We start from the raw sequence: 12398 nt of genomic DNA, 5'->3' as shown, positions 1-12398 counted from the left end.
GGCGTCCGTGGACCGCCGGCGCCTGGTGAAACCGAAACCGTGCCGGGCACATCAGACGCCCACCGGCGCGGTCCGCTGCAGAGCCGCGGGCCCGGTGTTGGCCAGCCGGCGCAATTTGGGGACCGGAATCCGGTAGTTGATTGCGGCAGCCGTGCCGGAGCCGTCGTGGTTGTCCCAGCGCAGCAGCATGGAGTCCGGCCCGTCTCCGGGCTCGCAGAAATCGGGAGTTCCCACGACCGGGGTGAAGCCGACCGCCTTGAGCGACAGGCCGAAGCCCTCGGTCCAGAAATAGGACTGGAAGCTGAGCTCGGGAGCCGCGTCACCCTGCAGCAGGCCGACGGCGGCATTCTTGGCCTGGTCGATGGCACTGGTCCACAGGGGAACCCGGTGCACGCCGCGGCTGGAGGGGAAGAAGGCCACGTCACCGGCGGCCACGATGTCCGGCCGGAGCCGCCCGCGTGAGTCAACCCGCAGCTGGCCCTCGGTGAGCAGGCCCGAGCCGGCCAGCCATTCGACGTTCGGCTGGTCGCCGACGGCCGTGACCACAAGGTCCGCCCGGAGTTCGGTGCCGTCGGCCAGGACAACGCCGGTGCCACGCTCGAGGAGGCTGGCCCGTCCGCCCTCCACCACCCGCAGCCCGTGCCCGATGGCGGCGGACGTGAAGATGCCGGCCAGGTGGTCCCCCAGTTGGAGTGCCAGGGGTTTGCCTTCCGAGACCAGCGTGACTTCGCAGCCCAAGTGCAGGCACCCGGAGGCCACCTCCATGCCGAGCGGTCCGCCGCCGATCACGATGACCGAGGGGCGGGCGGCAACCCGCTCCTTCAGGAGGATGGCGTCCTCGATGGTGCGCAGGGTCAGCTCCTGCGGAGAGCCGGACGCCTGCGGGCCGGCGGGCCCGTGGCCAAGCCGCCTGGCCCGGGAGCCGGAGGCGATGACCAGGCCGTCATACGGCAGGGCCTCTCCCCTGTCCAGGCGGACCAGGCGGGCTTCGGCGTCCAGGCCCGTGGCGCTGACGCCGAGCAGTTCGGTTGCCTCGTGCGTCGGGTCCGGGAGCTCGTGGGCCTGAAGGGCATCGTCGCCGTTCCCGTCAGAATCGTGCAGCAGTGCTTTGGAAAGGGCAGGGCGGCTATAGGGGTGGTGGCGCTCGGCGCCCACAACGGTCAGCTCGCCGTCGAAGCCTGCCGAGCGCAGCGAATCACAGGCTGTCAGCCCCGCGATGCCGTTGCCAACCACCACGATCCTGTCCATCGTCATGCCGCAGCCAAACGCAGTGCGGCCACCGGACAGACCCTGACCGCCGCCTTGGCCGCATCAAGCTCGGCGCCTTCCACCTCGGGCACATCGATGACCAGTTCGCCGTCGTCATCCAAATGCATCAGCTGCGGGGCGGCTTCCTCGCAGAGTCCGTGTCCTTCACAGCGGGGACGATCCAGTTCGATTTTCATGCTGCCACTACCTTTTCTACTTCGAGCTTTTCGATGCTCCGTGTGATGTTGCTGGGCTCGCGGACCGCATCCCCGATGGTCAGCGACTGCACCCGGCGGGCCAGGGCGTCGATGACGGCGTGAGCTTCAAGCTTCGCCAGGCCCTGGCCGGCGCAGCCGTGCGGTCCGTAGCCGAAGGCCAGGTGGTCCACGGGGTTGCGCCTGATATCGAAGGTGTCCGGGTTCTCGTAGTGCCGCGGGTCGCGGTTTCCGGCCCCAAACAGGATGCCCACCTGCGCGCCGGCGGGGATGGTCACGCCGTCAATTTCGACGTCGCGGGTCGCCTTCCGGCCCCAGATGTGGACCGGAGCCCAGTAGCGCAGCACCTCGGCGAAGGCCGCAGGGACGAGGTCCGGGTTCTCACGAACGAGGTCAAACTGCTCCGGGTGGCGGCCAAACAACGCCACGATGTTGCCGATCGCGGCGATGGTGGTGTCCACGCCGGCGCCGAGGTACTGGTGGATGATGTGCCCTGCGGTGCCTTCCGGAATCTCACCCCGGGTCTCGGCGTCGAAAATTCCGCGGCCAATGGAGCCGGGGGCGAGGTCTTCGGCGGTGACCGACGAGCACCAGCCGTAGAGCTCGCCGGCGATGGGGAAGCTCTCCTGGGTGCGCTGGTTCAGCGGCCCGAGGACCTGCATGGCGGCCTGGCCCCAGCGGAGCATGTTGTCCTTGACGTGTCCCTGGAACCCGATCAGGTCGGCGACGATTTCGATCGGGAAGGCACGGGCCAGGGAATCGATGGCTTCGAAGCTGCCGCTGGCGGCGAGCTCGGCGACAAGCTTGTCGGCCTTTTCGTCGATGACCACCTTCAGGCCGCGAAGTGCCCGGGGGGTGAGGTTCTGCGACAGGGTGGCGCGGAGCTGGGTGTGGACGGGCGGATCGGAGGCCAGCGAGGTGCCCTGCAATGCCTCGTTCACCATCGGGTTGAAGCCGATGCTGGTGGACGAGAACGTTTCAGGATCGCCAAGCGCATCACGGATGGCGTCATAGCGGGTCAAGACGTAGAGATCATTCTTGGGCAGGTGGACCACGGCGCCCTGCTCGCGGAGCTGGGCGTAAGTGGGGTAGGGATCGACGAGGATAGCGTCATCCCAGATGTCGATGTCTGATTCGGTGGCTGCAGTCATGGTGTTCTCCTTGGGAATAGGTCAGGGGGTTTGTTGAGCGCGGGCCGGCGCGGCAGTACTAGACGGCGGCTTCGGCGTTTGCTTCGGTAGTTTCGGCGATGGCGTCTGCTGTCGGGGCGGAGCTGCGCGCGGAGATGAAGAGGGTCAGGACGGCGGAGAGGGTCGCGGCGATGCCCGCGGTAAGGTACACGGTCTGGAAGCCTTGGCCGAGCGAGGTCCCTGCCACACCCTGGATTTGCGGCCGCGCGGCGGTGAGGCCCTGGATCATGCCGTCGACCGCCTGGGCGGGTGCGCCGCCGGCAGTTGCTTGGCCCGTGAACTGTGCAATGATGCCGTCCCAGCCGGAGAGGAATCCCAGCGGTGGCACGTTTGACAGCCCCGCAACGGCTTCCGCCGGAAGACCGGCGCCATTCAGAATCCCGGCTAGCGGACCCGCGAAGGCAGTCGCTCCGATGCCGAAGGCGATGGCTGAGCCGACGACGGGGCCAAGGGCGAAGCCGAGGTCGCGCAGGAGGTTGGTGGTGGCCGACGCCATGCCGATTTGCTGGGGCGGGACGGTGTTGATGGCCACCGCGGTGACGGAGCCCACGGTGAGGGCAAACCCAATGCCCAGGACCAGCAGCGGCGGGATGAACGCCGTCCAGGGGGTGCCCCCGAAAGCCTCGGGAGTACCGAGTGCGAAGGTCGAAAGCCAGAAACCGGAGATGGCCATCAGTGCGAAACCGGCGGTGAGTACCCAGCGCGGGGCCACGTGGTGAATGAGCCATCCCACCACAGGGATAAAGGCGAAGGCGGGGCCTTGGATGAAGACGAAGAGCACGCCAATCTTCCAGGTCTCGGCCAGGGCGAGCCCGCTCACCGCGACGCTTGTGCTGAAGCAAATCGCGAGGAAGGCGAACATGCCCGTGACTGCCACGATGCCAGTGATGGAGTAGGCGCTGTTCTTGAACAGGGAGAGGTGGATCAGTGGCTGGTCGGTGCGCGATTCAATGATGACGAAGGCGACGAGGAGGACCACGCCGGCCACGTAGCTTGCGATCACCTGGGGGCTGCCGAAGCCGGCATCCACGGCTGTCACCGTGGCGTAGAGGACGGCGATCAGGCCGAGGGCGAGCGTGACCTGGCCGGGCAGATCCAGTTTGCGTCCCTCAGCGGCCGCTGAGTCCTTGGCCCGGAGCGCGACAATGAGGACGAGCACGGCGATTGCTGCCGCTATCAGGTAGGCCGCCCGCCAGCCGCTGAACTCGTTCGGTGCCCCCGGAGCAGCACCCGGCACGGTAAAGACCTGTGCCGTGAACCCGGCGAGCACGGGTGAGATCACCGCGCCGAGCGAGAGGAACCCGGCCCAGGTGGCGATGACCTTTGCCCGTGCCCGGTGGTCCGGAGTGATCGCCGCAATCATGGACAGCGAAATGGGGAACAGGATGCCCGCCCCGATGCCGCCCACTGCCTGCGCGAAAATCATCATTTCGGTGGTCTGCGCCAGTGCGGCCAGCACGGAGCCGACAATGCTGACTGCGGCGCCGACGTACAAGAGCTTTTTGCGACCGAACATGTCGCCCAGGAGGCCCCAGCTGAGCTCAAAGACCACGATCCCCATGAGGAACATGCCGGCGATCCAGGTCAGGCCAGCACCCGAGGTGTGGAATTCCACCGCAAACGTGCCGCTGAGTGCGCCTGGCAGGGCGTTGGTAATCTGGGCCAGCGTGACCGCGCTGTAGGCGGCCACGAAGGTGGCACGTATCGAGCCGCGGCTCGACGACTTCAAGGTCTGACTCATCGATGAAACTTCCTTGTCTCCGGATCGATTTTCACGTATGCCCAGGAACCGGTATCCGGCAGGGCGAATTCTGATGTGGCGCTGCCCACATTCTGACGTCATTCTTTACACGATGTCAAGAGGACGGACGGAACGTTGGCTTCATAAACGGTTTGATGCGGCAAGGAAAACGCTTCGACTATTTCCTTGACACCGTGTAAAGAATTATGTGATGCTGGCTACATTGCAACGGAGCGACGGCATGGTCCAGCTCCGCGGCGCCCCTGCATTCAGCCCCCCATTTCCCAAGGGAGAAGCCAAGTGAGTCACACCACACCCGTCGCTACCGGCGACGCGAACCACGCCCCGGCCGGGCCCACGGTCAACACCGTCCTGGGTCCCGTTCCCGCTGCCGAACTGGGCGTCGTTGCGGTCCATGAGGCCCTGCTGTCAGTACTCCCCGGGGCCCAGTACGCACCCGACATCTCCATGGACCGGGCGGAGATCTTCCACGCACTCGCTGCGAAACTCCAGGACTTCCGCAGCCACGGCGGCCGGACCATCGTGGACAGCACCGGCATGTTCCACGGCCGCGACCTGAAGCTCTACGAAGCACTGTCCCGCTCAACGGGTGTCCACATTGTCGCTTCAACGGGCCTCGGCCCGGAGGAGGAACTCGGCGGCTACTTCCTGACGCCCCAGACCAATCCGCCCACTCCGTGGCCCGCGGAGAAGTTCGCCGATCTTTTCGGCAAGGAGGTCACTGAGGGCATGGTGGTTCCCCGCGTCGAGCGCCGGGCCGCGGCCGGCATCGTGGCCACCGTCGCGGACCGCGCCGGCATGACCCCGACGGAGGAAAGCCTGTTCCGCGGTTCAGCCCGCGCGGCCAAAGACACCGGCGTCCCGGTCTCCATCCGCTTCGGCGCAGACGTCCTGCACGACCTGGACATTGTCCTGGACGAGCAGATTCCGGCCGACCGGGTGCTGGTGGGCGACCTCGACCGCCGGGACGCAAAGGGCTCCGCCGCCGAAGTGGCCGCCCGTGGAGCGTTCATTGGAATTGACCACGTGGGCCTGAACGACCACGCCGATTACCTCAGCGACAACGAACGCGCTGAACTGGTCCTTGAACTGGTCGAGGCGGGCCATGCGGACAGGATCATCCTTTCGGGCAACTCGATCGGCGTCGCCAAGGGCCTGCCGGAATACAACCTGCCCTTCAGCCACGTGCTGACCACGTTTGTGCCTTTCCTCAAGTCCAAGGGCCTGAGTGAAGACGACGCCCGGCGCATCCTCGAGGGCAACCCGCGCAACCTGCTGACCGTGCGCTAAGCACGCGGCACCCCACCCATAACAAGCTTTCGAACCCCTGAGGTGAACGAATGACCAAGGTCAACACCGTGCTGGGAACCATCCCGGCTGAAGAACTGGAAATCGTGGCGGTCCACGAACACATCGGCTACGGCATGCCCGGCTCCGAACTGGACACCAAATGGTGGAAGTCGCCGGAGCAGGCCTACGAGGAGACGGTGCCGAAGCTGCGGAAATTCCGCGAATACGGCGGCGGCACCTTCGTGGACGCCACCGGCATCTGCAATGGCCGCGACGTCGACTACTACAAGTCCCTGTCGCGGAAGACGGGCGTGCACATCGTGGCCTGCACCGGCTTCGTTGGCGGCGACACCGCACTCCCGCACTTCTCCCGCGCCACCGTGGACTACCTCGCGAAGGTCTTCATCCACGAAATCACCGTGGGCATCGGCAACACCGGCGCCAAGGCCGGCGTCATCAAGGTCGGCGTGAGCCGCGGCGGACGCATGACGGACCTCGACAAGCGGATCTACCGCGCCGCGGCCCGCGCCGCCGTCGTCACCGGCGCACCCATCCTCACCCACCTGGCGATCGATCCGGAACCGGCGGTGACCATCTTCAACGAAGAAGGCCTCCCGCTGGACCGCGTCCTGTTCGGCCACGCCGACGACGGCCTGAACGCACCGATCACCCCGCACGACTGGATCTACGAACAGGGCGGCCGCATCGGCTTCGACACCTTCGGGTACGACCTTGAACTGCCGGATCCGCCGTTCTGGGGCCGCAAGCGCGCCGAACGCATGGAACACTTCGTCAAGCTCGTGAACAAGGGCTACGCGGACAAGCTCCTCGTCTCGGCCGACGCCAACTGCAGCCCCCTGGGCTGGCCGGGCGTGAAGGGCCACACCATCAACTACATCTTCGAGGACATGATCCCGGACATGCGCGCGGCCGGCATCGACGACGCCACGCTCAAACTCCTGCTCGAGGACAACCCGGCCGACTTCCTGTCGCTCCACGCCTGACCCCTTACGGACCACCACAACTTACCCCTCCCCAGGCCCGCCTGGCTCACGAAAGAGACTTATCCAATGAAGGCTGAAGACATCAAGAACCTCAAGATCGCCATCGTCGGCGCAGGCTACGGCGGCGCTGCCGCGGCCAAGGCCCTGAGCCTGCTCGGCGCGGACGTCACGGTCTACGAACAGGCTCCCCAGATGGGCGAGGTGGGCGCCGGCATCGGCCTGCGTCCCGCCACCATGGCCCGGTTCCGCCAGTGGGGCATCTTCGACGCCATCGCCAAGGTCAGCTCGGCCAGCGACTACTTTGAGATCCTCACGGCCACCGGTGATCCGATAATGAAGGACACCTGGCCGGAGTTCGGCGAAGAGAAGCACACCTACCTCATCCACCGCCGCGACTTCATTGAAGCCCTGCTCGGTGTGCTCCCCGAGGGCATGGTGCAGCTCGGCCACAGGCTGCAGACCATTGAAGACAAGGGCGGCCGGTCCGTCCTGACGTTTGCCAACGGGGAGACCGCCGAAGCGGACCTGGTGGTGGGCGCCGACGGCATCAAGTCCTCCGTCCGCGAGCAGCTCTTCAGCGACAAGGGCCCGGTATTCTCCGGCGAGCACGCCTACCGCGTGGTGATCTCCGCCGACGACGCCCACGGCCTGGTGACCGACGACAACCTGCGCATGTACATCGGCAAGGGCACCAAGGTCTACCTGCTGCCGCTGCGCCACCGCAACCAGATGTCCTTCGACATCACCGCCCTGAACCCGGACGGCACCTGGGCGCCCAGCATCACCAAGGAAGACCTCCTGAAGACCGTGGAAGGCTTCGACGACCGGATCGTGGCGATCGCCCGCGGCCTGGACATGGACACCGTGAACATCCGTGCCGTGTACGACATCGACCCCGTGGACACCTGGCACACCGACTCCGTGGTCCTGATGGGCGACGCTGCGCACTCCATGCTGCACCACCAGGGCCAGGGCGCGAACTCCGCCATCGAGGACGCCGGAGCACTCGCCGACGCGCTGGCCCAGGCCGGCTCCGTAAAGGAAGCGCTGGCACTGTTCCAGGCCACCCGCAAGCCCGCGACGGACGAACTGCAGCGCATCTCCCGCCAAGGCTGGAGCGAAGAAGAAGTCAACGACGTCTTCCCGGGCCAGAAGCCCAAGTCCCAGCAGCCCGCCGCGCCGGCGGAGGTATAAGGCATGGCCCTGCACCCCGAAATCGCCCGGATTCTCGGCACCCTGCCGCCGCCCCCTCCCGGCCCGCTGAACCCCGGGGCCATGCGCGCCGGCGAGGCAGCGCAGGTTCCGCCGCTGGAAGACCGGCTCCCGCTGTACTCCGTTGAGGACGCCACCGCCGCGACGCCCACCGGTGACGTGCCGGTCCGGATCTACACCCCCGTTGATGCCGACGCTTACGGCCTGCTGGTCTACTTCCACGGCGGCGCGTTCTTCCTGGGCAGCCTCGACACCCACGACCACGTGGCCCGGGCCCTGGCGAAGGAAACAGGTCACAAGGTCATCTCCGTCGGCTACAGGCTGGCGCCCGAGTCCGCCTTCCCGGCAGGGCTCGAGGACTGCTATGGCGTGGTCCGCTGGGCCGCCGGGCACGGTGAAAGCCTCAACTGGGACGGGAAGAACCTCGCCATCGCTGGTGACAGCTCGGGCGGGACGTTCGTGGCCGCCGTCGCAGCCAAAGCCCACGACGACGGGTTTGACGCGATCACCCACCAGGTCATGTTCTACCCGTCCCTGGACCTGGACTTCGACGAAGACCGGTACCCCTCGATGCGGGAGAACGCCGTCGGGTACGGTCTGGAGACGGCCGGCCTCAAGCCGTTCAATTCCTTCTATCTCGAGAATGGGGCGGATCCGGCGGATCCCCTCGTCTCACCGATCAAGCGCGAGGACCTCACCGGCCTGCCGGCGGCGCTGGTTATTACGGGCGAGCTCGATCCCCTGCGCGATGAAGGCGAACTTTACGGCCAGCGGCTGACGGTGGCCGGCGTGCCGGCCACCGTCAGCCGTTACGCGGGCGCCGGGCACGGCTTCGTCCAGCACTTCTCCTGGCTGCCGGAATACCACCGGGCGTTCGAGGAGACCGGCGCCTTCCTGAACGCTGAAATCCCGAACGCTGAAATCCTGAACGCTGAAATCCCGAACGCTGAGATCCTGAACGCGCAGGCCGGGCGATGACGGCGCCGGTTGCCGTCCATCCCCTGGTCTCGCCGTGGGGCCGGTTCGGGCTCTACAGCTTCTTCATCGATGCGCCGGAGCCGGCCATCGTGGACACCGGCATCGCATCCTCGCCCGCCGAAGGCATGGTGCCGGCGCTGGAGGCGATCGGCCGCCGGATCGAGGACGTCCGCTGGATCCTGCTGACGCACGGGCACATCGACCACATCGGCGGCGCCCACGCATTGTGGGAACTGACGGGGCGACGTGCCAAGGTGGTGATCCATGAAGCTGACGCACCCATGCTCCGCTCGCGCCGCGCCCACGTGGACGAGTACCTGGCCGGGCGGGCGCAGTATCTGCAGGACCCTGACGGCGAGGCCAAGCTGACAGCCGCCACCAACGCCGTCATCTCCGGCGAGATGGAGCCCAGCCTCCTGGTGAGGGGCGGCGAGACGATCTCACTGGGCGGGGACGTCACGGTTTCGGTCCATTCCATCCCGGGGCACACCCCGGGGTCGGTGGCCTACGTCATCGACGGCCAGAACGACGTCTTTGTGGGCGACGCGGTGCAGGTCCACGGCGCGGCCAACGGATTCCCCGGATTTGTGGACCCGGACGGGTACCGCACCAGCCTTCAGTACCTGAGCGAGCAGATCCGTCCGCAGCACCTGTACCTGGGCCACCCCTACCGCCGGGCGGACGGCACGCCGTACGGTGTGGAGCTCGACGCCGACCAGGCCAGGGAGGCGCTGCAGGGAAGCCTGGAAATCGAAGCCAAGGTCAAGGACGCGGCCTGCGGCTGCCTCGCGGCCGGGCTGCAGGATTCCGACTCCCCCTACTCGCCGTTCGCAACGGTGGCAGAGGACCTTGGCTATGCGGGCGATCCCACGCTGGAGCCGTCGCCGTTCTTCACAACGCTGCACGGCTACCGCACCACGTTCGATGATTTGACGAAGAATGAGGAGATAAGCACTCGTGGATGACTTCCAGCTATTGACTGCCGGCGGTGAAAAGATCGCTGTCCGCAAGGACCTTCGGGTTCCGATGCGTGACGGGATCGAGCTTGCCGCCGACGCCTACCAGGGTGTCGATGACAAACCCCGCCCTGCCTTGGTGGCACTGAGCCCCTACGGCAAGGAACTGCAGGCCCTCGCCCTGACCACCCCGCCGCAGCGCCGCCCCAGCCCCATGTGGGACGGCTGCATCGAGGCCGGCGACATCGCCAGGATCGTGAAGGAAGACTACGTCCACGTCATCGGCGACCTGCGCGGCTCCGGCGACTCCGAGGGCGAGCACATCGGCAACTACAACGCCGGCGGCGTGTCCCTGGGACAGGACGCCTACGACTTCATTGAGTGGGTGGCCGAACAGCCCTGGTGCGACGGCAACGTGGGCATGGTGGGCATCTCCTACTTCGGCTCCATGCAGGTGCTCGCGGCAGCCGAACGCCCGCCGCACCTGAAGGCCATCTTCGTCTCCGGCGGCCACTACGACTTCTACGAGACCACCTACCACGGCGGCGTGATGTGGTTCATGCCGCGCGCTGCCCGTGAAGGCCGCGGCGGCGACTCCGGCTGGGCCTTCACCGACCGGGTCAAGTCCCGCATGGTGGAGAAATACTCCCCCGAGGAACTGAAGAAGCTCGTCCGGGAACGCCTGCAGGATCCGGATGTGGCCGCCTGGCCCAACCTGGTCCACGTCCTCCATTACCCGAAGAACCATGAGGCCTGGTTCGACATCGTCATGAACGAGCTCGACGGCGACTGGTACGAGGAGCGCAACCCCATCACGCTGGCCCCGAACATCGATATCCCCGTCTGGCTGCAGCTGGACCAGGGCCGCGGCTGGACCCTCGATGGCACCATCGACCTCTACAACGAGTTGAAGGGGCCCAAGAAACTGGACATCGGCCCCTACCCGCCCATGCAGTCGCGTCCCTTCATCGAAGAACACGACAAGATGTTCCGGTGGTACGACTACTGGATCAAGGGCATCGAGAACGGCGTCATGGACGAACCCGCCGTCAGTGTCTTCGTGGAGGGCTCCCGCGAGGTGGTCACCGCGGACCAGTGGCCGCCGAAGGAGATTGAGTACAAGGCCCTGTACCTGCGCCCGCGTCGCGCACTGTCCACCGAGCCCGAACTGATGGACACGGAGTACGCCGCCCCGGACGGTTTCTACCAGGCCCCGCTGACGGTCACCGACAAGGTGGAAATCATCAGCTGGTCCACGCCTGTGTTCGAAGAGGCGACGGAGATGATCGGCACCGGCGCGGCACACATCTTCGCCGAGATCGACCAGCCGGACACCAACTTCATCATGCGGCTCTGGGATTACGCCCCGAATGGAAAGCGCCAGCTCATCACCAGCGGATACCTCAAGGCCTCGCACCGTGAGCTGGATGAGCGGACCACGGAGGGCAACCCGCGGCACCCGCACACTCGCACGGAGCCCGTGGAACCGGGGAAGATCGAGGAGTATGTGCTGCGCCTTTTCCCGTTCGCCAACACGTTCCTGCCCGGCCACAAGCTGACGGTGGAACTGTCCAACAACGAGCCGCTGGCCGACGAACACAACGCGTTGCTCCCCCCGGACGCGTTCCACCTGCCCGTGGGCCGCCCGGTCACCCACAAGATCTACCGCGACGCCAACCACCCGTCCCGGCTGGTCCTGCCGTTCACCACGCGCCAGAGTCTTTAAAGACAACGCGCGACGCCGGATCCTGGCTAGTCGGCCAGGATCCGGTAGAGCGCGCGGCGCGTTTCGTCGAGCTTCTCCACTGCCGCGGTGCGCTGCTCATCGGTTGCGGCGCTCCGGAACTGATGGATGACTCCCATCAGTTTTCCCACACTCTGGTGGAATGCGGGCCCTGAGCCTTCGGCGTCGTTATTCCATGCGTTTTCAAGCTCTTCCGCATGCTCCGCCACGTAGGCCTTGCCCGCGTCCGTGAGGGTGAAGTCCGTCCGCCTGCCCTCGCTGAGCGGTGTGATGAGTTCCTCGTCCACGAGCTGCTGGAGCGTGGGGTAGACCGAGCCCGGGCTGGGCCGCCATGCGCCGGAGGTCTTCTCCGCGATGGTCTTGATCAGGCCATAACCGTTGGACGGGGTTTCGGCCAGGAGCGACAGGATCGCCCACCGGACGTCGCCCCTGCTGGCCCGCCGGGAGCCCGGCCCGAACCCGGGACCAAATCCTCCGCCCGGACCGAACCCCGGGCCAAATCCCGGCCCGAATCCGCTGCGCGGCCCGAATCCCGGGCCAAACCCTCCGCCGCGGTGCCCGTGCGGCCCTCGGCGCCCCCGACCGCGCTCAAACTTTCCCGCGCCAAACTGCGGTTCCAAAAACTTGTCATCGTGAATGCCTTTCATGGTGGCATCGTCCCTTCATGTGTTCTGAGATGGTTTTGTCGGTGACTTCATCACCGATAGTTAAAGATATATCGTTATCTATCGGACGACAAGAGGTTTAACAGGACTGCCCGCGAACGGCATTGCGGCTTGGCATCAGTTGAAACGGCATC

General features: G+C 66.3%; 11 protein-coding genes. 6 read left to right on the top strand and 5 right to left on the bottom strand.

Translation table 11 applies throughout. The features are described 5' to 3' along the window. Positions 1–51: 51 nt before the first annotated feature. Genes NQJ30_RS14200 through NQJ30_RS14185 form a run of 4 tightly spaced genes read right to left on the bottom strand, consistent with a single transcriptional unit; the run spans position 52 to position 4394 of the window. Positions 52–1254 (bottom strand): NAD(P)/FAD-dependent oxidoreductase, encoded by a 1203-nt coding sequence (locus NQJ30_RS14200; protein ID WP_255770606.1) that lies wholly within the window; start codon positions 1252–1254, stop codon positions 52–54. Then, complete coding sequence (locus NQJ30_RS14195) at positions 1251–1445, bottom strand: ferredoxin (protein WP_255770605.1); 195 nt, start codon at positions 1443–1445, stop codon at positions 1251–1253. The genes NQJ30_RS14200 and NQJ30_RS14195 overlap by 4 nt, the downstream gene beginning before the upstream one ends. Further along, on the bottom strand, positions 1442–2614 hold the full coding sequence (locus NQJ30_RS14190) for a cytochrome P450 (protein WP_255770604.1): 1173 nt from the start codon (positions 2612–2614) through the stop codon (positions 1442–1444). The genes NQJ30_RS14195 and NQJ30_RS14190 overlap by 4 nt, the downstream gene beginning before the upstream one ends. 58 nt (positions 2615–2672) lie before the next feature. Then, positions 2673–4394 (bottom strand): MFS transporter, encoded by a 1722-nt coding sequence (locus NQJ30_RS14185; protein ID WP_374113271.1) that lies wholly within the window; start codon positions 4392–4394, stop codon positions 2673–2675. A gap of 300 nt (positions 4395–4694) precedes the next feature. Between NQJ30_RS14185 and NQJ30_RS14180 the strand changes: the two genes are divergently transcribed. The 6 genes from NQJ30_RS14180 to NQJ30_RS14155 all read left to right on the top strand — a co-directional run bounded on the left by NQJ30_RS14180 (position 4695) and on the right by NQJ30_RS14155 (position 11581). Further along, positions 4695–5705: a phosphotriesterase gene (locus NQJ30_RS14180; protein WP_255770602.1), complete on the top strand. Its 1011-nt coding sequence runs from the start codon at positions 4695–4697 to the stop codon at positions 5703–5705. Between the two features lie 50 nt (positions 5706–5755). Beyond that, a complete protein-coding gene (locus tag NQJ30_RS14175) occupies positions 5756–6709 on the top strand; it encodes a phosphotriesterase family protein (protein ID WP_255770601.1) in 954 nt (317 codons plus the stop codon). 66 nt (positions 6710–6775) lie between these two features. Then, a complete protein-coding gene (locus NQJ30_RS14170; RefSeq protein WP_255770600.1) occupies positions 6776–7903 on the top strand; it encodes an FAD-dependent monooxygenase in 1128 nt (375 codons plus the stop codon). A gap of 3 nt (positions 7904–7906) precedes the next feature. Then, the gene (locus NQJ30_RS14165) at positions 7907–8899 is read left to right on the top strand and encodes an alpha/beta hydrolase (protein WP_255770599.1); all 993 of its coding nucleotides are present in this window, start codon (positions 7907–7909) and stop codon (positions 8897–8899) included. Beyond that, complete coding sequence (locus tag NQJ30_RS14160) at positions 8896–9864, top strand: MBL fold metallo-hydrolase (protein ID WP_255770598.1); 969 nt, start codon at positions 8896–8898, stop codon at positions 9862–9864. Before NQJ30_RS14165 ends, NQJ30_RS14160 begins: the two co-directional genes overlap by 4 nt. After that, positions 9857–11581, top strand: coding sequence for a CocE/NonD family hydrolase (locus tag NQJ30_RS14155; protein ID WP_255770597.1), 1725 nt, complete (start codon positions 9857–9859; stop codon positions 11579–11581). The genes NQJ30_RS14160 and NQJ30_RS14155 overlap by 8 nt, the downstream gene beginning before the upstream one ends. Positions 11582–11607: 26 nt before the next feature. Here NQJ30_RS14155 and NQJ30_RS14150 read toward each other — a convergent pair whose 3' ends face one another. Next, on the bottom strand, positions 11608–12246 hold the full coding sequence (locus tag NQJ30_RS14150) for a PadR family transcriptional regulator (RefSeq protein WP_255770596.1): 639 nt from the start codon (positions 12244–12246) through the stop codon (positions 11608–11610). Between the last annotated feature and the right edge of the window lie 152 nt (positions 12247–12398).

The organism is Pseudarthrobacter sulfonivorans, from assembly GCF_024391045.1.
GTDB classification, from domain to species: Bacteria; Actinomycetota; Actinomycetes; order Actinomycetales; family Micrococcaceae; genus Arthrobacter; species Arthrobacter sulfonivorans_B.
The sequence above is the reverse complement of the archived record's forward strand: the minus strand, read 5'-3'. Positions and strand labels throughout refer to the sequence as shown.